The organism is Cupriavidus sp. TMH.W2, assembly GCF_050847365.1.
Taxonomy (GTDB): Bacteria; Pseudomonadota; Gammaproteobacteria; order Burkholderiales; family Burkholderiaceae; genus Cupriavidus.
The window spans coordinates 2333579-2358199 of sequence record NZ_CP193792.1 but is presented as its reverse complement, the minus strand read 5'-3'; the positions used below and the strand labels follow the sequence as shown (position 1 = coordinate 2358199).

The window sequence follows — 24621 nt, the reverse complement described above, 5'->3', positions numbered from 1 at the left end:
AGGCTGTACCAGGATTTCAAAGAACCAGAAGCCGTCATGAATTTTGCACTGATCCTTTTTGTGCTGGTGTTGATTACGGGCGTTGCGTGGGTTGCGGACAAGCTCGTGTTCGAGCGGCAGCGCCGCTCTTCGGCGCGGCTGGCGCTGGCCGAGTTCGACTCGCGCCAGGCCAGCCTGCAAGGCAGCTTCGGCGCGGCGGACGCTGATGCCACGCGCAAGCGCCTGGCCGAGGAAAAGCTGCGCCAGCCGTGGTGGCTGGAGTATTCAGCCAGTTTCTTCCCGGTGATCCTGGCGGTGTTTGTGCTGCGCTCGTTCGTGGTCGAGCCGTTCAAGATCCCGTCCGGCTCGATGATCCCGACGCTGCTGATCGGCGACTTCATCCTCGTCAACAAGTACGAGTACGGCATCCGCCTGCCGGTGGTGAACAAGAAGGTCGTAGAGACTGGCCAGCCGCAGCGTGGCGACGTGATGGTGTTCCGCTACCCGAAGGACCCGTCGCTCGACTACATCAAGCGCGTGATCGGCGTGCCGGGCGATGTGGTGCAGTACGCCAACAAGCGCCTGACCATCAACGGCAAGCCTGCCGAGTACACCGCGCTGCCGGACTTCCTTGACGAGGAACGCTTGGCGTATTCGAAGCATTTCCGTGAAAAGCTGCCGAACGGCGTCGATCATGGCATCCTGAACGACGCCGACCGTCCGGCGTTTGTCGCGGGCGCGGATCCGGAATTCCCGTACCGGGAAAACTGCACTTACAATCAGCAGGGTGTGACCTGCAAGGTACCTGCAGGTCACTATTTCGTCATGGGCGACAACCGGGACAACAGCCTGGACTCCCGTTACTGGGGCTTCGTGCCGGACGAGAATATCGTCGGCAAGGCGTTCGTGATCTGGATGAACCTGGGCAACTTCGGACGCGTGGGATCGTTCAAGTAAGAATCTCCGCGGCGCAAGAACACTCAACACAAAAAGAGGGCAAGCGCGATGGGTCGATTTGGGAAGGTGGGGGCAAGGAATCCGGCGCGGCGCCGGGCGGGCATGGGCGGGTTTTCCGTCTGGACGCTGCTGGTGATCGTGGTGTTCGTGATCGGCGTGGCCTTGCCGGCCCTGCGCGCGATCCCGAGCATGGTGGAGTATTTTTCGGTGAAGCGCGCCGCCAGCTATGCCAAGCAGCGCGCCGCCAACAAGCGTGAAGTGGTCGAATTCTTTGAGAAGCAGGCAGTCATCGACCGGATCACCGCAGTAAAGGGCGAGGATCTCCTGGTCCAGGAAGACGAGAACGGCACCATCCAGTCGGTCGAATTCTCGTACCGGACCGAGGTGCCCGTCTACGGACCCCTGAGCCTGTTGATTACCTATTCAGGAACGCAGCACTGATATGAACCTCGACGCCTTGCAGCAACGACTCGGCTACCGATTCAGCAAGCCCGAATTGCTGCAACAGGCGCTGACGCACCGCAGCCACAGCGCCCAGCACAACGAACGCCTTGAATTCCTGGGCGATTCGGTGCTCAACTGCGCCGTGGCGGACATGCTCTATGGCATGTTCGGCAAGCTCGACGAGGGTGACCTGTCGCGCGTGCGGGCCAACCTGGTCAAGCAGCAGGCGCTGTATGAGATCGCCCAGATGCTGCAGTTGTCCGATACGCTGCGCCTGGGCGAGGGCGAACTGAAGAGCGGCGGCTTTCGCCGCCCGTCGATCCTGGCCGATGCGCTCGAAGCCATAGTCGGCGCGGTGTTCCTGGACGCCGGCTTCGATGCCGCCCGCGCACTGATCCGCAAGCTCTATATCCCGATCCTGGAACAGGTCGATCCGCGCACGCTGGGCAAGGACGCCAAGACCCTGCTGCAGGAATACCTGCAAGGCCACAAGATTGCCCTGCCGCAATATAACGTAATCGCCACACACGGGGCCGCGCACAGCCAGCAGTTTGAAGTCGAGTGCACGGTGCCTAAACTGGAAGTCCGGGTGTTCGGCACCGGCGCCTCGCGGCGCGCCGCGGAGCAGGCCGCCGCCAAGCTGGCGCTGGATGAAGTCCAGAAGCTGGTGCCGCAGCTGCTCAAGCGCAGCCGCGCCGAGCGTACCGGCAAGACCCGCAAGCAACCCGTGCCGCAAGACCCACAGCTGTCTCTCAGGTTGAAGGAATGACCGAATCTACCCATCCGCAGCAAGACGCGGCGGATACCCAGGCCGCGGCGTTCCGCTGCGGCACCGTGGCCATCGTCGGCCGCCCCAACGTGGGCAAGTCCACGCTGATGAACGCGCTGGTCGGCCAGAAGATCAGCATCACCTCGCGCAAGGCGCAGACCACGCGGCACCGCATTGTCGGCATCCAGACCACGGACGACGCGCAGTATGTGTTCGTCGACACGCCGGGTTTCCAGACCCGCCACGCCAGCGCCCTGAACCGTTCGCTGAACCGCGCGGTCACATCCACGCTGTCGTCGGTGGACCTGGTGCTGTTCGTGGTCGAGGCCGGCTACTACGGCGCCGACGACGAGAAGGTGCTGTCGCTGCTGCCGAAGAACACCCCGGTGCTGCTGATCGCCAACAAGCTGGACCGCGTCAACGGCGAAAACCGTTCGGAAGTGATGATGCCCTTCCTGGAAAAGATGGGGCAGCAGTTCCCGTTCCGCGAAGTGGTGCCGATGACGGCCAAGACCCGCGACCATATCGCGCGCCTGTTCGAGATCATCCGGCCCTACCTGCCGGAAGGCGAGCCGATGTACGACGCCGACGCCATGACCGACCGCAGCGAGCGCTTCCTGGCCTCGGAGATCATCCGCGAGAAGGTGTTCCGCTGGACCGGCGACGAGCTGCCGTACACCAGCACCGTGATCATCGACAAGTTCGAGACCGAAGGCCGCCTGCGCCGCGTCTTTGCCACCATCCTGGTCGAGCGCGATGCGCACAAGGCCATGATCATCGGCAACAAGGGCGCCAAGCTCAAGACGATCTCCACCGAGGCGCGGCTGGACATGGAAAAGCTGTTCGACGGCAAGGTCTACCTGGAAATGTGGATCAAGGTGAAGAGCGGCTGGGCCGACAACGAAGCAGGGCTGCGCGCGTACGGCTACGAGTGAGCACAACTGCGAGCGACCAGTGAGCAAGACGGCTGACATCGCGCGCGCTCCGGCGCCGGCGCCCCGGTCCCGCCGCGCCGACCCCGTGGTCGACGAGGCCGCCGAACTGCTCGACAGCAAGGCGCTGCCGGGCATGGCCGACGCCGCCGCACGGGCGATGATGGACCGCGCCATGCGCATCGTGCCGGCGCGCCCCGAATCGCGCGTGGCCGAGCAGCCGGGCTTCGTGCTGCACGCCTGGCCGTATCGCGAGACCAGCCTGATCCTGGACCTGTTCACGCGCGACTACGGCCGCATCTCGATGGTGGCCAAGGGGGCCAAGCGCCCGCACTCGGCGCTGCGCGCGGTGCTGCAGCATTTCCACCCGGTTTCGGTGTCTTGGAGCGGGCGCGGCGAGGTCAAGACCCTGACCAAGTCCGAGTGGGTCGGCGGCATGCCGCCGCTGGACGGCGATGCGCTGCTGTCGGCGTTCTACCTGAACGAACTGCTGATGCGCTTCTGCCCGCGCGAGGACGCGCATCCGGTCCTGTTCCGCCATTACCTGACAACGCTGACGCGGCTGGCGCAGGGCGAGCAGGCCGGGCTGGTGCTGCGCGGCTTTGAGCGCGTATTGCTGCAGGAAACCGGCTTCGCGGTGGCCTTCGACCAGTGCCTGAGCACCGGCGAGCGGGTCCTGCCGGGCCTGGACTATGTCTACCAGCCTGAACGCGGCGTGCGCCGCGCGCAGCCGAGCGACCCGTCGTCGTGGCCGGTGGTGTCGGGCCAGACGCTGCTGGACATGGCGCAGGACGACTACAGCCGCGCGCAGACCGCCGCGCAAAGCCGTGCGCTGATGCGTTTCCTGCTGCATTATTATCTGCAAGGCGAGCCGCTGAAGACGCGCCAGATACTGATCGACCTGCAGTATCTCTGATACAAGAACCCTCCGACTTACTCCTGCTCCTGCTCGCATGATCTTCCACGCAAATCCGGGCGTCATCGACCTTGGCGTCAATATCGACCACGTCGCCACGCTGCGCAATGCGCGCGGCACCGTGTATCCCGATCCCATCCGTGCCGCGCTGCTGGCGGAACAGGCCGGCGCCGACCTGATCACGCTGCACCTGCGCGAAGACCGCCGCCATATCCGCGATGCCGACGTGCGCGCGCTGCGCCCGCAACTGGCCACGCGCATGAACCTGGAATGCGCGATCACCCAGGAGATGCTCGACATCGCCTGCGAGATCCGCCCGCAGGACGTGTGCCTGGTGCCCGAGCGCCGCGAGGAAGTGACCACCGAAGGCGGGCTGGATGTGGCCGGGCGCTTCGGGCAGGTCAAGGCGGCGTGCGCGCAGCTGGCCGGTGCCGGCATCCGCGTGTCGCTGTTCATTGATCCCGATGCCGACCAGATTGCCGCTGCGGCCGCGTGCGGCGCGCCGGTGATCGAGCTGCACACCGGCCGCTATGCCGATGCGCATACGCCCGACGAGCAGGCCATCGAGTTCCGCCGCATCGCCGATGGCGTCGATGCCGGCCAGAAGCACGGACTGGTGGTCAACGCCGGCCACGGCCTGCACTACACCAACGTGCAGCCGATTGCCGCGCTGCCCGGGATCAAGGAGCTGAACATCGGCCACGCGATCGTCGCGCACGCGGTGTTCGCGGGCTGGGAGAACGCGGTGCGCGAGATGAAGGCCATCATGGTCGCCGCGCGCCTGGGCACGCAATACCCTGCCGTGGGCACCCCGGCGTGATCTACGGCGTCGGCACCGACATCATCCAGATCGCCCGCGTGCAGGGCGTGATGGAACGCACCAACGGCCGCTTTGCCGAGAAGGTGCTGGGCCCGGATGAACTGGCCAAGTACCATGCCCGCAAGGCGCGTTCCGAAAAGCGCGGACTGGCCTTCCTGGCCACGCGCTTCGCGGCCAAGGAAGCCTTCTCCAAGGCCATCGGCCTGGGCATGCGCTGGCCGATGACGTGGCGCGCCATGGAACTGATGAACCTGCCGTCGGGCGAGCCGACGCCGGTGTGCCATGGCGAGCTGGCTGCATGGCTGGCGGAACGCGGGCTCGCCGTGCGGGTCAGTGTCAGTGATGAACATGATTACGCAGTCGCCTTCGCCATTGCCGAGCGCACGGGCGGGGCGGCGTCCCAACCTACAGCTTCGTGAATCCAACCACTTCCATGTCCAAGAAGAATTCCGGCAAGCGGCCGGGCCCGGTGGTCCTCGACGTCGTCGGCAAGCAGCTCGACGCGGAAGACGCGCGCCGCATCGCGCATCCGCTGACCGGCGGCGTGATCCTGTTCGCGCGCAATTTTGAGTCGCGCGCGCAACTGCTGGCGCTGACGCGCGCAATCCGCGCGGTGCGCGACGACGTGCTGATCTGCATCGACCATGAAGGCGGGCGCGTGCAGCGCTGCAAGACCGACGGCTTCACCCACCTGCCGGCGATGCACCGCCTGGGCGAGCTGTGGGAGCGCGACGTGCTGGCCGCGACCAAGGCGGCAGTCGCCTGCGGCTACGTGCTGGCCGCCGAGCTGCGCGCCTGCGATATCGACCTGAGCTTCACCCCGGTGCTGGACCTGGACTACGGCCGCAGCGCCGTGATCGGCGACCGCGCTTTCCACGCCGACCCGCGCGTGGTGTCGATGCTGGCCGGCCACCTGAATCACGGCCTGCTGCTGGCGGGCATGAGCAACTGCGGCAAGCACTTCCCCGGCCACGGCCATGTCGAGGCCGACTCGCACGTGGCGATCCCGGTCGACGAGCGCCCGCTGGACCAGATCCTCGGCCAGGATGCGCGCCCGTACGAATGGCTGGGCCTGTCGCTGTCGTCGGTGATGCCGGCGCACGTGATCTACCCCAAGGTCGACCCGAACCCGGCCGGCTTCTCGCGCTACTGGCTGCAGGACGTGCTGCGCGCCCAGCTGGGCTTCGAGGGGGTGATCTTCAGCGACGACCTCAGCATGGAAGGCGCCAGCGTGGCCGGCAACGTCACCGAGGCCGCGCGTGCCGCGCTGACCGCGGGCTGCGACATGGTGCTGATCTGTAACCATCCGGACCGCGCCGACCAGCTGCTGACCGAGCTGGACGTGGGCATCGGCAAGACCTCGCAGCGCCGCGTCCGCAAGCTGTTCGCGCGCAGGAAGCCGCTGGACTGGAACAAGCTGCACCAGGAAGGCGAGTACCGTGCCGCGCTGCGCACGCTGAAGGAGCACGGCCTGATCGCCTGACCGGGGTCTCGTGCGGAAACAAGAATGGCAGCCGAGGCTGTAATGCTGTTCAGTTAAGGTATCAAACGCTACTGTCATTCCCGCGCAGGCGGGAATCCAGCGACTTTCACGTCCCCTTTGGGGATGAAGTCACTGGGTTCCCGCCTGCGCGGGAACGACGGTGGTTAACTGAACGGCATTACAGCCGAGGCTGCCATTTTTGTTGACCGGCCCCGCGCTGAAGCGGGGCGAAGCAAGCGCCTTAGTTGGCGCGGCTGCGGTATTCGCCGGTGCGGGTGTCGATTTCGATCTTGTCGCCGATGTTGCAGAACAGCGGCACCTGCAGTTCGAAGCCGGTGTTGATCTTGGCGCCCTTGAGCACCTTGCCCGACGAGGTGTCGCCCTTGACGGCCGGCTCGGTGTAGATGATTTCACGGACCAGCGTGGTCGGCATTTCGACCGAGATGGCCTTGTCGTTGTAGAACACCACTTCGACGTTCATGCCGTCCTCGAGGTAGTTCAGCGAGTCACCCATGCTGTCCTTCTCGACTTCGTACTGGTTGTATTCGGTGTCCATGAACACGTACATCGGGTCAGCGAAGTACGAGTAGGTGCATTCGCGGCGCTCGAGCACAACCACTTCGAACTTGTCGTCGGCCTTGAACACCGACTCGCCCGGTGCGTCCGTCAGCAGGTTCTTGTACTTCATCTTGACCACAGCGGCGTTGCGGCCCGACTTGTTGTATTCGGCCTTCTGCACGACCATCGGATCGCCGCCGATCATGAACACGTTACCGACGCGGAGTTCCTGTGCGATTTTCATCTGAACTGATTTCCTGAAAAATAAAGTCTAGGAATTTGGAATGGCGAAGGCGCGCTGCCGGCGTTCCCGCGGTAAGCCCGCGAGAGCCAGGATCCACGCGCTCGCGACCCCGTGCCCAGCTTGCTTTCAGGTCTTTGCCCAAGGTTGTTTCAACGCCTGGACAAGACCCTGGTTCTCCGGCCCGGTCGCCATTTGGATCAACCGGCTATTTTACCTGATTTTCGCAGAACGCCACCAGGTTGGCGGCAAGGTCGCCGGGATGCTGCAAACGCCGCTCCCAGCGCGGCGCGATCGCCGCAAGTGCCGGCAGCTGCGCGCGCAGGCGCGGCCAGTCCGCGGCGTTGCCGTAGCCGTTCCAGGCGTGCCAGAAATCCGTCAGCGCGGCCGCCGCCTCCGGGGGCACGCCGCCCTGGCCGAACAGGCCGAGCCAGGCGTCCAGCTTGACCCGGTGCGCGGCGTCGTCCTGCGGGTAGATATGCCAGACCAGCGGCCGCGCCGCCCATTGCGCGCGCACGAAGGAATCCTCGCCGCGCACGAAATTGAGGTCGCAGGCCCACAGCAGTTCGTCATAGTGCTCTTGCCGCACGAAGGGGATGGCCTGCACGCACAGGCTGCCGCGCTCCACCGGCGCGCCAGGCTGCAGCGGCACCCCAAGCCATTCCGCCACCTGGCTGGCAGCCAGGCCCGCTGGCACCAGGCAGTGGATGGCCTCGGCGCCGTCGCGCCATTGTTCCAGCAGCGCCGGTAGGGCGGGGTTGCGGTAGGCGAACAGGCTCACGCGCAGCGCATCGGGCCGCGGCGTCACGCTGAGCCGGTGCCACAGTGCGGCCTGCGCCGCCGCCCCGCCCAGGAACGCCTCTCGTTGCGCGCCCAGCATCGATTCACGCAACAGGCCGCCGGTGCCGGGCTCGAAGCCGGGGAAGAAGAAGTGCTTGACCAGCGGCAGCCGCGGATGGGGCGAGGGCATCGCGTGGTGTTCGCGCACCCAGGGCTCGGCACTCAGGTATTCCAGGTTGATCCAGGCGGGTTTGGGCTGGCGTGCCGCCATGCGCTCGAGGAAGGCCTGCGGCAAGTGGCAGGCAAAGGCTTCGATGACGGCGTCGTGGGGCATGGCGTCGCCGGTGCTGTCCGGTGCGCCGGGCTGCCATGGGCGGATCTCGACGCCGGCCAGGTGTTGCACGGCGGCGCCCGGGTCGAGCTCCGGCGCAAGCCGGGCGAAGCTTGGCAGGTCATCGACCCACAGCCGCACCGCGTGTCCGTGCTCCTGCGCCAACTGGCGGGCCAGCCGCCAGCAGACGCCGATGTCGCCGAAGTTGTCGATCACGGTGCAGAAGATGTCCCAGGAGCGGATAGGCATGTGAGGTAGGCGTGTGGGTAGGGCATGCGGGCAGGGCGCCCGCTGAATTGCTCTAAACTTGCGATTTTAGAGGCCGCGCTGCTTTGGTGCGCGCCGGCCCGCAGCGGTCACCGTCCCCACATGTCAGACCAGCAACCCGATTCCCCGAATCCCGCCGACGAGGTACCGGCCAAGGCGCCTGCCGACGTGCCGAACGATAAGTCCGCCGATAAGTCTGAGGACAAGCAGGCCGATGCGCCGGCCGAACCGTTCGACGCCCGGCCGGTCATCTCCCGCCTGCCGGGCCTGCCCGGCGTCTACCGCTATTTCGACGCCAGCGGCAATGTGCTGTACGTCGGCAAGGCGCGCGACCTGAAGAAGCGGGTATCGAGCTATTTCAACAAGACCCAGTTGTCGCCGCGCATTGCGATGATGGTGGCGCGCATTGCCCGCATCGACACCACGGTGGTGCGAACCGAGGCCGAGGCGCTGCTGCTCGAGAACAACCTGATCAAGGCGCTGGCGCCGCGCTACAACATCCTGTTCCGCGACGACAAGTCGTACCCGTTTCTCAAGCTGACCGGGCACCGCTTCCCGCGCATGGCGTACTACCGCGGCGCCACCGACCGCAAGCACCAGTACTTCGGGCCGTTCCCGAGCGCCTACGCGGTGCGCGAGAGCATGCAGATCCTGCAGAAGGTGTTCCAGCTGCGCACCTGCGAGGACACCGTCTTCAACAACCGCACGCGGCCGTGCCTGCTGCACCAGATCCACCGCTGCACCGGGCCGTGCGTCAATGCCATCAGCGAAGAGGACTACGCGCGCGATGTCACCAACGCGGCGCGCTTCCTGCAAGGCCGCCAGAGCGAGGTGCTGGAAGGCCTGCAGGGCAAGATGGAGCAGCACGCCGAGCGGCTGGAGTTCGAGCAGGCCGCGGCGGTGCGCGACCAGATCGCGGCGCTGTCGACCGTGCTCAAGCGCCAGGCGGTGGAAGAAGTTGGCGGGCAGGCGCGCGACATCGACGTGCTGGCCGTCGCGGTGGAGGGCGGCCGTGCCTGCGTCAACCTGGCCATGGTGCGCGGCAGCCGCCATCTGGGCGACAAGGCGTACTTTCCGGCGCATGCCGACGAAGCGGCGATGATCGTCGAGGATGCCGACGAGCGCGCGGAGGCTGGTGCGGATGAGCGCGCGGAGGGGGCGGACAGCGCCCGGGCCGCGCCGCCGCTGACTGTCGACCGCATCGCCACGCGCGTGCTGTCGGCCTTCATGGTGCAGCACTACCTGGAGCAGCCGGCGCCGCCCATCATCGTCGTCAGCCATGTTCCGGACGATGCCACGGTGCTCGAGGCGCTGGCGCTGCACGCCGGGCGCAAGGTCACGCTGGTGCGCCAGCCCCAGGGCCAGCGCAAGGTCTGGCTCGAGATGGCGCAGCAGGGCGCGGCGCTGGCGCTGTCGCGCCGGCTGGCCGAGCAGGGCAGCCAGGAAGCCCGCACGCGCGCGCTGGCCGAAACCATCGCGCTGGACCTGGAAGACCTGGCGCTGCTGCGCGTGGAATGCTTCGACATCAGCCATACCGCCGGCGAGGCCACCCAGGCGTCGTGCGTGGTGTACCACCACCATGACATGCAGAACAGCGAATACCGCCGCTACAACATCCAGGACATCATTCCCGGCGATGACTACGCGGCCATGCGCCAGGTGCTGACGCGGCGCTACCAGAAGCTGGTCGAGCAGATCCAGGAAGACGGCGGCATGGAGGCAGGCGGCGAAGCCGCGGCCCTGGTGCCGCAGATCGTGCTGATCGACGGCGGCAAGGGCCAGGTCGAGGTGGCGCGGCAGGTATTCGAGGAGCTGGGGCTGGATATCGGCCTGCTGGTCGGCGTGGCCAAGGGCGAGGGCCGCAAGGTCGGCCTGGAGACGCTGGTGTTCGCCGATGGCCGTCCGTCGCTGGAGCTGGGGCAGGGCAGTGCCGCGCTGATGCTGGTGGCGCAGATCCGCGACGAGGCGCACCGCTTTGCCATCACCGGCATGCGCGCGCGCCGCGCCAAGACGCGCACCACCTCGCGGCTGGAAGAGATCGAGGGCATTGGCGCGCGCCGGCGCCAGAAGCTGCTGACCCGTTTCGGCGGGCTGCGCGGCGTGATGGCAGCCAGCATCGATGAACTGGCCAGCGTCGAGGGCATTTCACGCGGTCTTGCCGAAGAGATCTACCGGCAGCTGCACTGATCGCGCCGGCCGCGCCTTGCGGCGGGCGTGCAGGAAAATGGCCAATGATGGTCGATTGGCCTGGAAATCGGCGACAATCGCAAGATTGGTTACCGTCCCCGCCGCCCGAGTTCCATGCCCTTCAATATCCCGATCCTGCTGACCTGGCTTCGCGTCGCCATGATTCCCCTGGTGGTAGGGGTCTTCTACCTGCCGGACGCATGGCTGCCGATGCACACCAAGAACCTGACGGCGGCATCGTTCTTCATCATTGCCGCGGTGACGGACTGGCTGGACGGGTTCCTGGCGCGGCGCTGGAACCAGACGTCGTCGTTCGGCGCTTTCCTGGACCCGGTCGCCGACAAGCTGATGGTGACGGCGGCGCTGCTGTCGCTGCTGGCGCTGGGGCGGGTCACCGACCTGATCGCGCTGGTGATCATCGGGCGCGAGATCACCATTTCGGCGCTGCGCGAATGGATGGCGCAGATAGGCGCTTCCAAGAGCGTCGCGGTGAATTTCCTCGGCAAGCTCAAGACCACCGTGCAGATGATTGCGATCCCGCTGCTGCTGTACAGCGACCGCCTGCCCGTCTTCGATGCCCGTCTGCTCGGCACGTGGATGATTTATGTAGCGGCGGTGCTGACGCTGTGGTCGATGTTCTATTACATGAAGCTCGCCTGGCCGCAGATCCGCGAGCGCAGTGGGATGGTGGCGCGCGCCGGCGCACCGAAGTGAAAAGAATTTTCGAAAAGATGTTGACGGCGAGAGCAGTTCTTTGCATAATCTCATTCTCGTTGCTGACGACGCAAACGAAAGCAGCGAGATAAGGTTGGTTTGACGCAAGATGTTGTGAGTTGGCAGCGTGTTGCGGCATAAATCGCCTTAGTTTGATTTTCAGCAGTGCCCTGCGGGAGTAGCTCAGTTGGTAGAGCGCAACCTTGCCAAGGTTGAGGTCGCGAGTTCGAGACTCGTCTCCCGCTCCAGGTTAAAGAAGGTCCGGCAGCGTGGTTACGCGATGCGGGGCTGGCAGTACAAGTTGTATGCGGGAGTAGCTCAGTTGGTAGAGCGCAACCTTGCCAAGGTTGAGGTCGCGAGTTCGAGACTCGTCTCCCGCTCCAATCCCCAAAGGGAAGCAACGCTTCCCTTTTTGTTTGGGTTGAATTGCGGCAAGCAACAGGCCGCAAGCAGTTTGCCGCAAGATGCGCTCCGGCAGCATCGGCTGAATGCGGATACAATCCAGCAGCACGTCACCTGGCGGGGTGGCAGAGTGGTTATGCAGCGGCCTGCAAAGCCGTGTACGCCGGTTCGATTCCGACCTCCGCCTCCAGTTGCATGCAGAACGGCGCCTCGCGGCGCCGTTTTTGTTTTCCGCGCCTGCTTCGGGCACATCTCTCGTTCCATACACCAAGCAGGCACCAGGGTACCCGCTATCTCCCTGGTGCTGGCGTGTGGCGGGCATGTTACATTACTCCTGTCGTACGCTTTTCGGGGGGCTCCGCGTGATGGATTGCGGAGCAGCATGTCAATCGCCATCCCCGATCCGTGACGCGCCGCCGGCGTGTCCGGGGCCGCTGCGGCACTTCCCGTTCTTCCCCGTTCCGATGCTGCTGCCGATTGTTGCGGCGACTGTCCCGCGCTGACCGCTGGTGCGCGCCGGATGCGCTGTTGTGGTTGCCAGGGCAGGGAACGGGTTAGCCGTTCAGCCCCTGACACGAGGAATCCCGCACGCATGCATCACGCCACCCCGCTTATCAGTACCATCGTCGGCGGCATCGTCCTGGCCTTTATCCTTGGCGCGGTCGCCAGCCGGCTGCGCCTGCCGCCGTTGGTCGGCTACCTGTGCGCGGGCATCGTGGTCGGGCCGCACACGCCCGGCTACACCGCTGACCAGGCGCTGGCGCCGGAGTTGGCCGAGCTTGGCGTGATCTTGCTGATGTTTGGCGTGGGGCTGCATTTCTCGATCAAGGACCTGATGGCGGTCAAGCGCATCGCCATCCCGGGCGCGGTGGTGCAGATCGGCATTGCCACGCTGATGGGTATGCTGGTGGCCTGGGGCTTCGGCTGGTCATGGGGGCAGGGGCTGGTGTACGGGCTGGCACTGTCGGTGGCCAGCACGGTGGTGCTGCTCAAGGCCCTGCAGGAGCGTGACCTGGTGGAATCGCCGCAGGGCCGCATCGCGGTCGGCTGGCTGATCGTGGAAGACCTGGCGATGGTGCTGGCCCTGGTGCTGCTGCCGGCGCTGGCGGGCCTGCTGGCCGGTTCCGGCGCAACCCCGGGCGAAGTTTCCGGCGAGGCCGCGCCGGGTACCAGTGACGTAGTGGTTGCGATCTTCACGACGCTGGGCAAGGTGGCTGCCTTTGTCGCGGTAATGCTGGTGATCGGCCGGCGCTTTATCCCGTGGATGCTGGAGCGCATCGTCTGGACCGGCAACCGCGAGATGTTCCGCCTGGGCGTGCTGGCGACGGCGCTGGGCGTGGCCTATGGGGCTTACGCACTCTTTGGCGTGTCGTTCGCGCTGGGCGCATTCTTCGCCGGCATGGTGCTGGCCGAATCCGAATTCAGCCATCGCGCGGCCGAGGAGTCGCTGCCGCTGCGCGATGCTTTCGCCGTGCTCTTCTTCGTTTCCGTGGGCATGCTGTTCAACCCGATGGTGCTGGTCAACGACCCGTGGGGCGTGCTGGCGACGGTGTTTATCATCGTGGTTGGCAAGTCGCTGGCGGCGCTGGGCATCGTGCGCGCCTTCGGGCATTCGGGGCAGACCGGCATGACCATCGCCGTGAGCCTGGCGCAGATCGGCGAGTTCTCGTTCATTCTCGCCAGCCTTGGCGTCTACCTGAAGATCCTGCCCGAGCGGGGCCAGGCGCTGATCCTGGCCGGCGCACTGCTGTCGATCCTGCTCAATCCGGTGCTGTTCCGTTTGCTCGATCTCTACACGGCGCGGCGCAAGCCCAGCGCAGACCCGCAGCCGGCCTGATGTGCGCCTGGGCCACGCTCAGGTGCCTATCCGCGGCGCCATGGTGCGCAGATATTCGGTAAAGGCCAGCAAGCCCTGGGTCGGGAACTTGTCCTGGTGCACCACCAGTTGCAGCGGCCGCACAATGCGCGGCATGCCGTCGCGGATCGCGACCAGCGTGCCGCGTTCCAGTTCATCGCGCACCACGTGCAGCGACAGGCAGCTGACGCCGAAGCCGCTCATCACGGCGCGCTTGATGGCCTCGGCGTTGCCCAGTTCCAGCGCGAAGCGCAACTCACCCAGCAGCGGCACCAGCCGCTCCTCGATCACTTCGCGCGTGCCCGAGCCGGGCTCGCGCACGATCCACTCGGCGTCGCGCAGCGCCACCAGGTCGTGCGGCGCGGCGGCCAGCGGATGCGACGGTCCGACGATCACCACCATCTCGTCGTCGCACCAGTGCACGCTGCGCAGGTCGCGCTCATGGCTGGCGCCTTCGACCAGGCCGATATCGGCTTCGAACTGCAGCAGCGACTGCAGCACTTCGCGGGTATTGCCGATGCGCAGGTCCAGCGTGCACGGGCCGCTGCGCGAGTGACGGAAACCCGCCAGCAGCGGTGGCAGCATATAGCTGCCGATGGTATTGCTGGCGGCAATGCGCAACTGGACCCCGGTCTGGGTCGCAAAGCGTTCCAGTTCCTGGGCCTGGTCCAGCAGCGACAGCGCGCGCGGGAAGAACTGCCGTCCGGTTTCATTGATGCTGAGGCGGCGGGCAACGCGGTCGAACAGCGGGCTGTCCAGGGCACGCTCCAGTTCAGCCAGCGAGGCGCTCACGGCCGATTGCGACATCGCCAGCGCCTGCGCGGCCGCCATGGTGCTCCCATGCTGCGCCACGGCCACGAAGACGGAGAGCTGGCGCAGCGTCAGGCGCAGGGGCCGGTGTTCGGGGCGCAGCGAAGGATGGTGGGAGTCTGGGCGGGGATCCATATCGATAAAACAAATAATGCATAACGATATTACCCGTTTTACGGGTTAGGTGGGCGCCAGTACGCTTGAGTCACCAAAGCACACGACCCGAGCCCGCCATGTCTTCCGTCTCCGCCCCCCGCACCGCCCCCGCCGCTGCACCGGCCTTGCCGCCGCCCTGGTCACAGCGCTTGCTGACGCTGGTCCCGCTGGGCGGCATCGCCTGGCTGGCGATGGTGCTGGCCGAGCATCCGGCCGTGTCGCGCTACGGCCTCAGTGCGTTGACGCTGGCCATGTGCGCCGGCATGGTCGCTGCGAATACGCTGCCGCGCCACTGGCTGGCGCCGCTGGCACCCGGGATGCAGGTCGCCCGCCATTACCTGCTGCGCACGGGTGTGGCGCTCTATGGTCTGCGTTTGACTTTCGCCTCGATCGTCGCGCTGGGCCTGCCGGGCATCGTGGTGCCGCTGACCATGCTGGTGGCCACGCTGCTGTTCGGCACCTGGGTGGGCACGACGTTCTTCGGCCTGAGCCGCCGCGAGGCGATCCTGGTCAGCTCGGGCAGCGCCATCTGCGGTGCGGCCGCGGCCATCGCCGTGTCCTCGGTGGTGCGCACCGACGACAAGCAGACCGCGGTCGCGGTGGCGACGGTGGTGCTGTTCGGCACCGTCGGCATGCTGCTCTACCCCTATCTGTACGAGCTGGCGACCGGCCACTGGCACTGGGCGATCAGCGAGCGCATGTTCGGCATTTTCACCGGCGCGACGCTGCATGAAGTGGCGCAGGTGATCGCCGCCGGCAAGATGATCAGCGAGCCGACTGCAGACGCCGCCGTGGTGGCCAAGATGGTGCGCGTGCTGGCCCTGGGTCCGCTGCTGCTGGTGATGGCGCTGTGGCCGCAAGGCGGTTCGCAAGCGGAGCAAGGCGCCGCCGGCGGCAACCGTCTGCGCGGCATCCTGAAGTCGGTGCCGTGGTTCGCGGTGGGGTTTGTCGCGGTGATGGCGGTCAATTCGGCCGGCACCGTGCCCACCGCCTGGAAGGCTCCGCTGATCGCACTGGATAACTGGCTGCTGGCCTGCGCCATGCTGGCGATCGGCCTGCACACCCGCATCGGCGACCTGTTGCGCGCCGGGCGCAAGCCGCTGGCGCTGGCCGGGGTCCTGTTCGTGTTCCTGATGGGAGTGGGTGCGCTGATGTGCTACGCGATGGCGTAAGGCGCGCTTGCAATGACCGGAGGAGGGGGCGATAGCCCCCTTTTTTGCTTGCTGGTGTTGCTCCGGGGGGTACTTAACGCAAACCGCAAGCGGTAATGACTCGGCATCTGTCGGTCGTCGCTCTGGGCGGCCCCATACTGTTACCTGCAAACCTAATGCGTGATGGCGAGCCCCCCGGCGTTCCGACTGTTACGCACAAGCAACTAGCGCTCGCGCATGCTAGTCATCGTAGTCGTCATGCCAGCGCCGCCATTCTCGCCTGCGTTCCCGCCATTCGTGCTCCCTCCATCGCTGTTCGCGCCATTGGCGCTCTCTCCAGGCGCGGCCCTGCCAGTCGTCGTAATAGTAGGCCGGAGCCGCTACCACGGGCGGCGCCTGAACGACCACGGGAGCTGGCTCGTAGTAAACGGGCGGCGGGGCGACAACCACTGGCACAGGGATGCCAAACCCAATGCCCACGTCCACCCGCGCCTCAGCCATGTTGGGGCCGAGCGCGGCAACGCCGACCAGAAGCAAGAGCGATGCGGCCTTTCGCATGATTTTCTCCTCATTCTCTTGCAGAGACTCTAGGTCAGGATGGGGCCACAGTGTATTAGCGGATTCGCACGGCGGTGACTTTCTGTAACGCGACATTGATGCGCCGGGTGTCCAGCCGTACTGGCGGGGCCATAAAACAATCGAGCATTTTTCAGCGTGGACCGGAGTCGGAATTATTCCGAAAGGACGACGCCCCATGCTGCAGGTGTAGGCATATCCGGCCATGCTCGCAAAATCGGTTTCGCCTGTTTCAGAACTTACGGATTGTCACCGGTTCTGAGTCAACTTGGCTCAGGACGGTGCCGTTCTAGCGGGTAAGCACGGCGCATTGCCGAGCTGCCAAAAATTCCTCAGGAGTTCGTCATGAAGAAGCTGTTCGCTGCTTTCGCCTCTGCAGCCCTTGTCGGTACCGTTTTCGCGCAGACTGGTGCGCCAGCTTCCGCGATTCCGCCGCAAGCACAGGCGACGAAAAACCAGGCAAAGGTCGTCAAGGAAAAGAAGAGCGTCAGCGTGCCGGGCGACGAAGCAAAGGGTCAAGCCAGCGTCAGTAAGGAGAAGGCTGAAGTAAAGGCGGATGCCAACAAGTCCGCCGCCAAGGGCACCCACCATAAGGCGAGCAAGACGAAGGCCCCCCATACGGAGGCTGGTATGGCGAAGTCTGAAGCCAAGAATGATTCCGACAAGGTGAAGGCCAAGTCAGAGGTGGCAAAGCCCGAGGCGCAGCCCGAAGCCGCAAAGGCCGCAGCCAGCGTGGACAAGACGAAGAAGCAGTAAGCTGCTCCCATCGGGCGAGCCGAGGGGTGTTGCCCGGGCGAAGGCCGCTGCAACGTAGCCTGAGTGCTGGAGCTTTGCGGAGAGCGCGGGTTAGCTGGAAAGCCAGCCTGGCCTCTCCGCGTTTGTCACCTTTGGGGAGTCGCCGTGAAGCCCTTCTCGCATTGTTAATTGCCTCTTCCACGCTCGGCGGCCACGTTAGTGATACGGCTATGGCCGTCACAGTAATGTCATTTGGATACCGACATAATTGCTCATCAAGCGACTCCGAAGTTCCGAATGATATGCACGTAACGATTCGTACATTTACTATTCCAGGAAAGCGGAGCCGCGAGCCTCTGCACCAAGCGGTCGTGTACGCCGCAACAGCGCAGGACGCCACTCCCCTAATGAGAAGTGAATGGAGTCAGCGAGAGTCCGAGGTATTCAAAGCAGCGCTGAATTGGGCTCGACGGAATTCTTATATCGTGTCGAATCCCCTGTCGGGCTCATTCTATGGAATCGCTGCCAGCGGCTAATCGGAGCGGATGCCATGGCACCGCTGCCAAGTGCAATGGGATTCAGGCGCGATAGTACGTTTCAGCCTACCATTTTCCGCGCTTGGTACCCGTGCGGCCTCTTGTGTGCATCCAGGCGGGAAGAGAGGGTTTGAACGGTGGCGGTCGAGGATTGCTCGCTCCGGAAAATTCGCCGTCTCAGGCGTTCATGTCGACCCAGATGCGGTCCCAAGAGCTCGCATAACTCAAGGCGTGCTCTCTGTCGAAAAATAGTCGAGAGTTGAGCAGGTGCGCGCGGGCCGCCAAGTTTCTCGATGACAAGCTCGGCGGCATGAAGACCGCCTTGCGCAGGGACTGCGCTGGCTTTGAGCAGGTATCCCCTATGCGAGGTCAGAGCGGGTACCGTCATGTATGGGTTCACGCATCTGTAACCGTTTCTCGGAGCATCGGGAGGCACGGGGGAAGGCTGGCGATACTTGCGGGAGCAGACGCTAGAACTCAATTTTCATCACTTCCGCTGTGCTGGCCGTGGGCACACTTGCCATTTCCGGTTCAGCGCTCCTCCAGCCGTCTTCCCGTGGTCAATCTTGCCAGCATGACTAACGCGATGCCGGTTTGCCTTCGGTTTAGCGGGGAGTGCCAGTTTTCGCCCCTGTGTTGGCTGTGTTCCTCACGCTATGCTCTTCCTGTTCGTGCCATCGCCGTTCACGCCAATATTCTTCTCGTTGTTCGCTTTCACCCCTATAGGGCGAGTACCGTGAGCTCGGAACAGCAACATATACAGGCCGGGGTGCAACGTAGGGGGAGGATTCCGCAGGAGCGACGCCAGCAACATCAATATCGACATTCGCTGCGGCAAAGGCCGACGAGACGACGCAGAACAGCGTGCCGACAACAGCCTTGCTGATTGCACGGTGCTTCATTCCTGCCTTCTTGGCTTTTCGTGGCTGCAATTCTACGGACGCGTTTGTGCCTGGCTCAATCATCTTCATCATCGTGCCAGCGACGCCACTCCCGGTGATGGATGCGCCATTCACGCTCGCGCCAGCGCCTTTCTCGCCACTGCTGTTGTTGCCAGGCACGGGCTCGCCAATCGTCGTAATAGCCGGGCGCAGCGACAATCGGCGGCGGTTGGACATAAGCCGGTGCCGGCTCATAGTAGACGGGCGGGGGCTCGTAATAAACGGGGGGAGGTGGAACAACGAACGCCGGCCCGGGAACGCCAATCCCTATTCCCACATCTACGCGCGCCTCAGCGATGCCCGAGGTAAGGGCGACACCTGCAGCCAGTAGGCAAATGGCCAAGGCTTTTCGCATGATGATGCTCCTTTGTTTCTATTGATACTCTAGGCTGCAAGTAGGGGCGCGCGTCTTTGTGAACTTATACAGGCGTTACGACCTGTAACAAGGCGGACGTGGTCGAGCGCTGCTTGACGTGGTTAGGGGAAATGGAATGGCAATGAATGCTTCTGCCACCACGCTGCGCCAGATTCCAACCGGCATCTGGATGCTGGGCTTCGTCAGCCTCCTCATGGATGTGTCGTCGGAAATCATCCACAGCCTGCTGCCGGTCTTCTTGGTAACTACGTTGGGCGCCAGTGCCATGGCGGTCGGGCTGATAGAAGGCGTGGCAGAAGCGACAGCGCTGATGGTGAAGGTCTTTTCCGGTGCTCTCAGTGACTATCTGGGGAAGCGCAAGGGACTTGCTGTGTTCGGCTATGGGCTCGGCGCGCTGTCGAAGCCGCTTTTTGCAGTGGCTCCAGGCGTCGGCACGGTGCTGGGGGCACGTCTTACCGACCGCATTGGCAAGGGAATTCGCGGTGCCCCGCGCGATGCCCTGGTAGCGGATATTGCCCCTGCGCATCTTCGCGGCGCTGCCTTTGGCCTGCGGCAGTCCCTTGACACGGTGGGCGCATTCCTTGGCCCCCTGATTGCCATTGGACTGATGTATCTGTGGGCAAACGACGTCCGGGCTGTTTTCTGGGTAGCTGTCATCCCCGGCATATTGTCAGTTGCCCTGCTCATGTTCGGCGTGCAAGAGCCAGAGGCGAACCAAGGGGTGCGAAGGGTGAACCCCATCCGGCGGGCAAACGTTGCTCGCCTGAGTCCCGCCTATTGGGGCGTGGTTGCCGTGGGTGCGGTGTTTACGCTGGCACGCTTCAGTGAAGCCTTCCTGGTGCTGCGAGCTCAGCAAGTCGGCCTGCCGCTATTTTTGGCGCCGTTGGTTCTCGTAGTGATGAATCTCGTGTATTCCGTCTCGGCCTACCCATTTGGGAAGCTTGCGGACGGACACAGCCATACCAGACTTCTGGTGTGGGGGCTGGTGTTACTGATTGCCGCTGACATCGTGCTTGCGATGAGCTCGCACTGGGCGGTTACGCTGTGCGGGGTTTCGCTCTGGGGCCTGCACATGGGTATGACGCAGGGGCTCCTGGCGACTATGGTCGCCGATACCGCGCCGGCTGACCTCCGGGGCACGGCGTTTGGGGTTTTCAATCTGGCGAGTGGTTTGGCGCTGCTGATGGCCAGCGTATTTGCAGGTTGGCTTTGGGACAAACTGGGTGCGGCGTTCGCGTTCTACGGTGGAGCGGCCTTCTGCGCCGCGACTATCGTATTGATTTTGTCGATGCGTCCACGTGCAGGGCGGCAGAACGGATGAAATAAGAATGCCCACTTGGGCGGCCGAGGAGGCTTGGATGCCGGCAGCGCCCACAGTAGTTCGTGATGCTCGTCCTCACCGCTACAAAAGAAGGCTGAAGAAACTGAGGCGATTGCAGGTCGCGTGGTCCGCGCCTTCGGCGCCGAAGCGCCGAAGCGCCGAAGGCGAAGGAGGATGTGAATGGGTATGCGGCGTTCCCAATCGGTCGTGCGAAGTCACCGACCACCGGACTTTCTGCCAATTCGGCCATAAAAGAAGTGGTCCAATGACCAGTCCCCGGCTCCACGGCAAAGCAGAATCAACAGCATGGCCGCCCACTGGATATGCGTGGGCCAGGCCTGCGGATACACGAATATCTCGATGACAGTGGTCATCCCGAGCAAGATAGTTGCCACGGGGCGTGTCGCCAGGCCCAACACCAGCAGCACCGGTGCGGTCAGTTCGATTGACACCGCCAGATAGGCCGCTATCTCGGGTGCAAGCAGTGGCACTCGGTACTCTTCCCTGAATAGTTCGAGCGCCGCTTCCCAGTTGGCCAATTTGGTCATGGCCGAGTTCCAGAAGACCGTGGCGACAGCGAGCCGCAGCGGAAGCGCCAGAAACGTATAGGGCACGCGCTCCAGCCATCCGATTGCCCGCAGCACGCGGTCGTTCCACGTTGACTTCCGTGAGTCGGACTGAGATACCTGCGTCATCTGGCTGGACTCCCCATTGCTGGATTGCATGGTCGGCCGCAAAGGCGGACATCGGCGAAGCATGCTGATGCGAGCAGAGAAGCCAGCCATACCGGCGCTTCGTCACCTGGCACTTCGACAAGCGCATCGCTCAAGGCGTAGCCTTCGAGCAATGCGGTCGCAAATAACCATTGCCATTCGCCTATTCGCTTAATGTCCACTCCGGAAGCGCTTCGGCTGACGTACAGAAAGACAGGGCCAGCGCTCAGGCTGATGCTCGCCAATGAGCGGTCATCACGTGTCAGCACCGCATTCCAGATGGCATCCACTGGATAAGAGGACCGAAGAAGCCGCACGGCGGGGTTCGGCAAGAACTTGACAAGGTGCAGTTCGGCTTTGTCCAGTTGCTCCAGGCGACTCAAGTCGAGTGGGTTCGTGTCCGGCGCGTGCAGCGCTTCATTCACCGCCCATTCCAGTCGCGCAGTGTCAGGCAAGTAGACCAGCGAGGCCGCTTGCGGCAATTGCGCCAGGAACTCCGGGAACTCAGCGCCGTAGCTATCGAGTTGGGCGCTTGCGGGCGGCTTGCAGGCGATGAACTGTCTGGCTGCGCCTTCGAAGAACTCTGGCCCCACCAGCGCCTCCACGGCCGGATAGGAAAGCCGTAGCGCCGTCAGTAGCGCACCAGTTGCCGTGTTCCGATAGATACCGAGTCTTGCCTTCGGGTCCAAGCCATCGGGCAACACATACCTGGAAGCGCTGCCGGAAGCGCTGCCATCGGTAAGGCCGAGTAAGTCCGACTGGACCGCGCGTTGCAGTTCAAGCAGCGTTGGCGCTGAGGCTGTCATTTCGCTGTCTCTCCATCGCTGCCTGGGCAATCGCCGATTCTTCCATGAGAACTTCGAGAGCGGGCACATTGGTGTCCCATTCAATCAGTGTGGGAACCGTGCCAAAGCGCCTGAGGGCCTGTTCAAACAGGTCCCACACCGGTTGTGCGACGCGGGAGCCGTGGTCATCGATGCGAAGTACGCGTCCCTGGTCGAGCGGCCGCACGCTGTGGCCCGCCAGATGGACCTCGGCAACTGCCGATGGCGGCAAGGCATCCAGATAAGTCAGTGCGTTCCAACCGTGGTTGCTGGCACTGACGTAGATATTGTTAACGTCGCACAGGATGCCACACCCCGTGCGTCGACTCACCTCGGCGAGGAACTCCCACTCCGGAATGATTGAGTGCCCGAAGCGCAGGTAAGTGGACGGATTCTCAATCAGAATGCGGCGCTTCAGATAGGTCTGGGTCTGGTCAACGTGCCGACAGACGACGGTCAGTGCTTCCTCGGTTAGCGGCAATGGCAGCAGGTCGGCGAGATAAGTGCCGCCGCTGATGCTCCAGGAAAGATGCTCGGAGACAAGTCCAGGCTCGACACGCTCGACAACCCTGCGCACCCGCTCGAGATGCCCGGCGTCCAGCCCTTCCGCGCTGCCCAGAGACAGGCCGACGCCGTGCAGCGAGATGGGATAGTCTCGTCGAATGGCGTCCAGGCAGTCTGGCGCGCTGCCTCCACCCATGTAGTTCTCGGTATGCGCCTCAAACCACGCGATTGGCGGGCGTTCTTCGAGCACTGCCTGATGGTGACGGAAGCGCAGCCCGATTCCGGCGCGCGCCGGAATCGGGTTGAGCGAGCCCTGCGATGAAGCGGCATGCATCGGATACCCCAACGCTTAAGCTGGCTTCAGCTTTCCGCCCTGAATTTTGCTGCAATCCCCAGCGGGAAGGAGAACGAATGACTTGGCATCGCGCGCCTGGGTCGCCTGGCCGGCACAGGAGTGAGCCCCCTCCGCGCAGTCGTTCTTCGCCACCGCGTTTATCCCATAGCACTTCTCCAGCTTGTTCTTCTCCATCCGGGCCATGTTGTCTTTGACAATTTGCGGCATGCCGCTCATGTCTTTCATCGCCTGGGCCTGAGCTGGCAAGGCTTGCATGGCGAGCGCAAGGCCGATTGCTGACGATAGCGTTGAGGCGGCCAAAACATGCTTGTTCATCTTGTGTCCTCCTGAGGGTGCGGCCGGAAGTCTGGCCGTGTATCTAAGTTCGGCGGAACGCTGCCGGAGGTTACAACGCACAGTGACTTTTTTTGCGCGACAAATCGTCTTGCCTGTCGCAGAATTCGGGCATGCCCAGGCATTCAACCTTACTTACATCTGGCTCGGCCCCCGAGGGAGACGCTCAGGTGTCCCCTGCGACAGGCCGGGAGGCTGGCCCCTTGGTCAGACGAGGTGATGGCAGGCTGGACTGGTCCGTCGCCATGGCCAGGGCGCAGGAGGGTGACCAGGGCGCCTATCGCCAGCTGCTTGAAGGCATCACGCCTTACCTCCGCGCACTTGCGGCGCGCCACTTCCGCAGCGGCGATGATATCGAGGACGTGGTTCAGGATGTGTTGCTGACGGTACATGCGGTGCGCGGCACTTACGACCCGGCGCGCCCGTTCGGTCCCTGGCTGGTTGCTATCGCCAATCGGCGGATTGTTGACGTACTGCGCCGGCATGGGCGCGCTGGCTTGCATGAGACGCCACTGGATTCGGAGCACGAAACCTTTGTTGTCGCCGGAGCGAACTTACAAGAAGAGGCAATGGACGCCCGCTTTGTGCGTGAGGCCATCGAGCAGCTGTCTGCGGGGCAGCGCGATGCGGTGCGCATGCTGAAGCTGGAGGAAATGTCCTTGCGGGAGGCCGCTGCGGCTAGCGGGATGTCCGTCGCCGCGTTGAAGGTGGCCACCCACCGGGCAATGAAACGGCTGCGCGAGCTGTTGCGGCAGCGGGGTAGCAACTCATGACACGGACCTCCGACTTGATTGAACGCCTGGTTGGGGACGCAACGCCGGTCCGGCGGCTGCGCGCACCGGCGACGCGAGCTGCGTGCTGGATTCTGTTCGCCGTACTGGTTGTGCTCTGCGTCGGTATTGCACATGGCGTGCGCGCAGACCTGGCGCTTAAGCTGCACCAGCCAACCTTTATCCTCAGCGTGGCTGCAGCCACGGCCACCGGTGCTTTGGCCGCGGTGGGAGTGTTTTTCGCCAGCATTCCGGGTATGGCGCGCCGCTGGCTTCTGCTGCCAGTTCCGGCTGCTCTCGTATGGATTGTCACGATTGGCTATGGATGTCTTGCCAACTGGGTTGTCATCGGGCCGGACGGAATGTCTGCCGGAGAAACGGCTCGCTGCTTTGCGACATTGGCATTGGTTGCCATGCCGCTATCTCTTGTGACGCTGATTATGCTGCGTCACGTTGCTCGACTGTCGCCGGTCCCTGTCACGATGGTAGGCAGCCTCGCGGTCGCGGCAATGACGGCAGTGGCTTTGTCGATCCTGCACTCGCTCGAGGCCACGGCCATGATATTGCTATGGAATTTCGGTGTGGCCGCGCTATTTCTGGCATTGGGCGGCCGGTACGGGAAGCAGCTGGTTGAATGGCTGGCTCCGCGCTGAGGGGCGGGTGCTTGCCGAGCCCGGGAGGCGGTCAGGGCGGCTGCTGCCACGCTATCGCTCCGGTACGCCAGACGTAGAGCGACAGAATCTACTGGTGCGGCCGACGGGACTCGAACCCGTAAGCCTGGAAAGGCGGCAGATTTTAAGTCTGCTGAGTCTACCAATTTCTCCACGGCCGCATGGCAAGCCCGGTATTGTGGTGGCTCCGCATCCCGGATGCAAGCGCGCAGCA

At 64.1% G+C, this 24621-nt stretch carries 25 protein-coding genes and 4 tRNA genes; 19 read left to right on the top strand and 10 right to left on the bottom strand.

Annotated elements, in window-relative coordinates:
- Positions 1–36 precede the first annotated feature (36 nt).
- Genes lepB through nagZ form a run of 8 tightly spaced genes read left to right on the top strand, consistent with a single transcriptional unit; the run spans position 37 to position 6300 of the window.
- Positions 37–936, top strand: a complete 900-nt coding sequence (gene lepB, locus ACREYQ_RS10875) for a signal peptidase I (RefSeq protein WP_432257618.1) — start codon at positions 37–39, stop codon at positions 934–936.
- Positions 937–984: 48 nt separating this feature from the next.
- On the top strand, positions 985–1377 hold the full coding sequence (locus ACREYQ_RS10870) for a DUF4845 domain-containing protein (RefSeq protein WP_432257617.1): 393 nt from the start codon (positions 985–987) through the stop codon (positions 1375–1377).
- 1 nt (position 1378) lies between these two features.
- The gene (gene rnc / locus ACREYQ_RS10865; protein ID WP_010814690.1) at positions 1379–2149 is read left to right on the top strand and encodes a ribonuclease III; all 771 of its coding nucleotides are present in this window, start codon (positions 1379–1381) and stop codon (positions 2147–2149) included.
- On the top strand, positions 2146–3084 hold the full coding sequence (era, locus tag ACREYQ_RS10860) for a GTPase Era (RefSeq protein ID WP_432257616.1): 939 nt from the start codon (positions 2146–2148) through the stop codon (positions 3082–3084). Before rnc ends, era begins: the two co-directional genes overlap by 4 nt.
- A 19-nt stretch (positions 3085–3103) precedes the next feature.
- A complete protein-coding gene (gene recO, locus ACREYQ_RS10855) occupies positions 3104–3997 on the top strand; it encodes a DNA repair protein RecO (protein WP_432257615.1) in 894 nt (297 codons plus the stop codon).
- 37 nt (positions 3998–4034) lie between these two features.
- A complete protein-coding gene (gene pdxJ, locus ACREYQ_RS10850) occupies positions 4035–4817 on the top strand; it encodes a pyridoxine 5'-phosphate synthase (protein ID WP_432257614.1) in 783 nt (260 codons plus the stop codon).
- Positions 4814–5236, top strand: coding sequence for a holo-ACP synthase (acpS, locus tag ACREYQ_RS10845; protein WP_432257613.1), 423 nt, complete (start codon positions 4814–4816; stop codon positions 5234–5236). Before pdxJ ends, acpS begins: the two co-directional genes overlap by 4 nt.
- 14 nt (positions 5237–5250) lie before the next feature.
- Positions 5251–6300, top strand: a complete 1050-nt coding sequence (nagZ, locus tag ACREYQ_RS10840; RefSeq protein WP_432257612.1) for a beta-N-acetylhexosaminidase — start codon at positions 5251–5253, stop codon at positions 6298–6300.
- A gap of 241 nt (positions 6301–6541) precedes the next feature.
- On the opposite strand, the gene efp is transcribed toward nagZ, so the two are convergent.
- Together efp and earP are read right to left on the bottom strand one after the other, a co-directional pair.
- The gene (gene efp / locus ACREYQ_RS10835) at positions 6542–7102 is read right to left on the bottom strand and encodes an elongation factor P (RefSeq protein WP_432257611.1); all 561 of its coding nucleotides are present in this window, start codon (positions 7100–7102) and stop codon (positions 6542–6544) included.
- Positions 7103–7307: 205 nt separating this feature from the next.
- Entirely contained in the window at positions 7308–8459 is a 1152-nt protein-coding gene (gene earP, locus ACREYQ_RS10830; RefSeq protein ID WP_432257610.1) for an elongation factor P maturation arginine rhamnosyltransferase EarP, read from the bottom strand.
- A 120-nt stretch (positions 8460–8579) separates the two neighbouring features.
- Here earP and uvrC point away from each other — a divergent pair, with 120 nt between their 5' ends.
- The 6 genes from uvrC (at position 8580) to ACREYQ_RS10800 (ending at position 13617) form a co-directional block, all read left to right on the top strand.
- On the top strand, positions 8580–10664 hold the full coding sequence (gene uvrC, locus ACREYQ_RS10825; RefSeq protein WP_432257609.1) for an excinuclease ABC subunit UvrC: 2085 nt from the start codon (positions 8580–8582) through the stop codon (positions 10662–10664).
- A 114-nt stretch (positions 10665–10778) separates the two neighbouring features.
- Positions 10779–11378 carry a CDP-diacylglycerol--glycerol-3-phosphate 3-phosphatidyltransferase gene (pgsA, locus tag ACREYQ_RS10820; protein ID WP_432257608.1) on the top strand — a complete coding sequence of 200 codons (600 nt, stop codon included), beginning with the start codon at positions 10779–10781 and terminating at the stop codon, positions 11376–11378.
- Between the two features lie 172 nt (positions 11379–11550).
- A tRNA-Gly gene (locus tag ACREYQ_RS10815) sits at positions 11551–11626 on the top strand.
- Between the two features lie 59 nt (positions 11627–11685).
- Positions 11686–11761: transfer RNA gene (locus ACREYQ_RS10810), tRNA-Gly, on the top strand.
- 135 nt (positions 11762–11896) lie between these two features.
- A tRNA-Cys gene (locus ACREYQ_RS10805) sits at positions 11897–11970 on the top strand.
- 402 nt (positions 11971–12372) lie between these two features.
- On the top strand, positions 12373–13617 hold the full coding sequence (locus tag ACREYQ_RS10800; protein WP_432257607.1) for a cation:proton antiporter: 1245 nt from the start codon (positions 12373–12375) through the stop codon (positions 13615–13617).
- An 18-nt stretch (positions 13618–13635) separates the two neighbouring features.
- Here the strand turns inward: ACREYQ_RS10800 and ACREYQ_RS10795 are convergent, their stop codons facing one another.
- Complete coding sequence (locus tag ACREYQ_RS10795; protein ID WP_432257606.1) at positions 13636–14580, bottom strand: LysR family transcriptional regulator; 945 nt, start codon at positions 14578–14580, stop codon at positions 13636–13638.
- 98 nt (positions 14581–14678) lie between these two features.
- On the opposite strand from ACREYQ_RS10795, the gene ACREYQ_RS10790 reads away from it, so the two are divergent.
- On the top strand, positions 14679–15773 hold the full coding sequence (locus tag ACREYQ_RS10790; RefSeq protein WP_432257605.1) for a YeiH family protein: 1095 nt from the start codon (positions 14679–14681) through the stop codon (positions 15771–15773).
- A 219-nt stretch (positions 15774–15992) separates the two neighbouring features.
- Here the strand turns inward: ACREYQ_RS10790 and ACREYQ_RS10785 are convergent, their stop codons facing one another.
- Positions 15993–16310, bottom strand: coding sequence for a hypothetical protein (locus ACREYQ_RS10785; protein WP_432257604.1), 318 nt, complete (start codon positions 16308–16310; stop codon positions 15993–15995).
- Positions 16311–16673: 363 nt separating this feature from the next.
- On the opposite strand from ACREYQ_RS10785, the gene ACREYQ_RS10780 reads away from it, so the two are divergent.
- Positions 16674–17084 carry a hypothetical protein gene (locus tag ACREYQ_RS10780; protein ID WP_432257603.1) on the top strand — a complete coding sequence of 137 codons (411 nt, stop codon included), beginning with the start codon at positions 16674–16676 and terminating at the stop codon, positions 17082–17084.
- A 1472-nt stretch (positions 17085–18556) separates the two neighbouring features.
- Here the strand turns inward: ACREYQ_RS10780 and ACREYQ_RS10775 are convergent.
- Positions 18557–18895 (bottom strand): hypothetical protein, encoded by a 339-nt coding sequence (locus ACREYQ_RS10775; protein ID WP_432257602.1) that lies wholly within the window; start codon positions 18893–18895, stop codon positions 18557–18559.
- Between the two features lie 136 nt (positions 18896–19031).
- On the opposite strand from ACREYQ_RS10775, the gene ACREYQ_RS10770 reads away from it, so the two are divergent.
- Positions 19032–20237, top strand: a complete 1206-nt coding sequence (locus ACREYQ_RS10770; RefSeq protein ID WP_432257601.1) for an MFS transporter — start codon at positions 19032–19034, stop codon at positions 20235–20237.
- Between the two features lie 215 nt (positions 20238–20452).
- Here ACREYQ_RS10770 and ACREYQ_RS10765 read toward each other — a convergent pair whose 3' ends face one another.
- From ACREYQ_RS10765 to bufA1, 4 genes are read right to left on the bottom strand one after another with little or no spacing between them, the layout of a single operon-like run.
- Complete coding sequence (locus ACREYQ_RS10765) at positions 20453–20932, bottom strand: DoxX family protein (RefSeq protein ID WP_432257600.1); 480 nt, start codon at positions 20930–20932, stop codon at positions 20453–20455.
- Entirely contained in the window at positions 20929–21756 is an 828-nt protein-coding gene (locus ACREYQ_RS10760) for an HvfC/BufC family peptide modification chaperone (protein WP_432257599.1), read from the bottom strand. The genes ACREYQ_RS10765 and ACREYQ_RS10760 overlap by 4 nt, the downstream gene beginning before the upstream one ends.
- The gene (gene bufB / locus ACREYQ_RS10755; protein ID WP_432257598.1) at positions 21728–22612 is read right to left on the bottom strand and encodes an MNIO family bufferin maturase; all 885 of its coding nucleotides are present in this window, start codon (positions 22610–22612) and stop codon (positions 21728–21730) included. The genes ACREYQ_RS10760 and bufB overlap by 29 nt, the downstream gene beginning before the upstream one ends.
- A gap of 15 nt (positions 22613–22627) precedes the next feature.
- Entirely contained in the window at positions 22628–22948 is a 321-nt protein-coding gene (gene bufA1, locus ACREYQ_RS10750; protein WP_432257597.1) for a BufA1 family periplasmic bufferin-type metallophore, read from the bottom strand.
- Positions 22949–23211: 263 nt separating this feature from the next.
- Here bufA1 and ACREYQ_RS10745 point away from each other — a divergent pair, with 263 nt between their 5' ends.
- Positions 23212–23739, top strand: coding sequence for a sigma-70 family RNA polymerase sigma factor (locus ACREYQ_RS10745; protein WP_432257596.1), 528 nt, complete (start codon positions 23212–23214; stop codon positions 23737–23739).
- Positions 23736–24389: an NrsF family protein gene (locus ACREYQ_RS10740; protein WP_432257595.1), complete on the top strand. Its 654-nt coding sequence runs from the start codon at positions 23736–23738 to the stop codon at positions 24387–24389. Before ACREYQ_RS10745 ends, ACREYQ_RS10740 begins: the two co-directional genes overlap by 4 nt.
- 92 nt (positions 24390–24481) lie before the next feature.
- Here ACREYQ_RS10740 and ACREYQ_RS10735 read toward each other — a convergent pair.
- Positions 24482–24568, bottom strand: a tRNA-Leu gene (locus tag ACREYQ_RS10735).
- Positions 24569–24621 lie beyond the last annotated feature (53 nt).

What these genes read in the sequence shown, in the direction of transcription:
- lepB (WP_432257618.1), top strand. Translation starts at nt 37, where the DNA reads ATGAATTTTGCACTGATCCTTTTTGTGCTGGTGTTGATTACGGGCGTT.
- ACREYQ_RS10870 (WP_432257617.1), top strand. Translation starts at nt 985, where the DNA reads ATGGGTCGATTTGGGAAGGTGGGGGCAAGGAATCCGGCGCGGCGCCGG.
- rnc (WP_010814690.1), top strand. Translation starts at nt 1,379, where the DNA reads ATGAACCTCGACGCCTTGCAGCAACGACTCGGCTACCGATTCAGCAAG.
- era (WP_432257616.1), top strand. Translation starts at nt 2,146, where the DNA reads ATGACCGAATCTACCCATCCGCAGCAAGACGCGGCGGATACCCAGGCC.
- pdxJ (WP_432257614.1), top strand. Translation starts at nt 4,035, where the DNA reads ATGATCTTCCACGCAAATCCGGGCGTCATCGACCTTGGCGTCAATATC.
- nagZ (WP_432257612.1), top strand. Translation starts at nt 5,251, where the DNA reads ATGTCCAAGAAGAATTCCGGCAAGCGGCCGGGCCCGGTGGTCCTCGAC.
- efp (WP_432257611.1), bottom strand. Translation starts at nt 7,102, where the DNA reads ATGAAAATCGCACAGGAACTCCGCGTCGGTAACGTGTTCATGATCGGC.
- earP (WP_432257610.1), bottom strand. Translation starts at nt 8,459, where the DNA reads ATGCCTATCCGCTCCTGGGACATCTTCTGCACCGTGATCGACAACTTC.
- uvrC (WP_432257609.1), top strand. Translation starts at nt 8,580, where the DNA reads ATGTCAGACCAGCAACCCGATTCCCCGAATCCCGCCGACGAGGTACCG.
- pgsA (WP_432257608.1), top strand. Translation starts at nt 10,779, where the DNA reads ATGCCCTTCAATATCCCGATCCTGCTGACCTGGCTTCGCGTCGCCATG.
- ACREYQ_RS10800 (WP_432257607.1), top strand. Translation starts at nt 12,373, where the DNA reads ATGCATCACGCCACCCCGCTTATCAGTACCATCGTCGGCGGCATCGTC.
- ACREYQ_RS10795 (WP_432257606.1), bottom strand. Translation starts at nt 14,580, where the DNA reads ATGGATCCCCGCCCAGACTCCCACCATCCTTCGCTGCGCCCCGAACAC.
- ACREYQ_RS10790 (WP_432257605.1), top strand. Translation starts at nt 14,679, where the DNA reads ATGTCTTCCGTCTCCGCCCCCCGCACCGCCCCCGCCGCTGCACCGGCC.
- ACREYQ_RS10785 (WP_432257604.1), bottom strand. Translation starts at nt 16,310, where the DNA reads ATGCGAAAGGCCGCATCGCTCTTGCTTCTGGTCGGCGTTGCCGCGCTC.
- ACREYQ_RS10780 (WP_432257603.1), top strand. Translation starts at nt 16,674, where the DNA reads ATGAAGAAGCTGTTCGCTGCTTTCGCCTCTGCAGCCCTTGTCGGTACC.
- ACREYQ_RS10775 (WP_432257602.1), bottom strand. Translation starts at nt 18,895, where the DNA reads ATGCGAAAAGCCTTGGCCATTTGCCTACTGGCTGCAGGTGTCGCCCTT.
- ACREYQ_RS10770 (WP_432257601.1), top strand. Translation starts at nt 19,032, where the DNA reads ATGGCAATGAATGCTTCTGCCACCACGCTGCGCCAGATTCCAACCGGC.
- ACREYQ_RS10765 (WP_432257600.1), bottom strand. Translation starts at nt 20,932, where the DNA reads ATGACGCAGGTATCTCAGTCCGACTCACGGAAGTCAACGTGGAACGAC.
- ACREYQ_RS10760 (WP_432257599.1), bottom strand. Translation starts at nt 21,756, where the DNA reads ATGACAGCCTCAGCGCCAACGCTGCTTGAACTGCAACGCGCGGTCCAG.
- bufB (WP_432257598.1), bottom strand. Translation starts at nt 22,612, where the DNA reads ATGCATGCCGCTTCATCGCAGGGCTCGCTCAACCCGATTCCGGCGCGC.
- bufA1 (WP_432257597.1), bottom strand. Translation starts at nt 22,948, where the DNA reads ATGAACAAGCATGTTTTGGCCGCCTCAACGCTATCGTCAGCAATCGGC.
- ACREYQ_RS10745 (WP_432257596.1), top strand. Translation starts at nt 23,212, where the DNA reads ATGGCCAGGGCGCAGGAGGGTGACCAGGGCGCCTATCGCCAGCTGCTT.
- ACREYQ_RS10740 (WP_432257595.1), top strand. Translation starts at nt 23,736, where the DNA reads ATGACACGGACCTCCGACTTGATTGAACGCCTGGTTGGGGACGCAACG.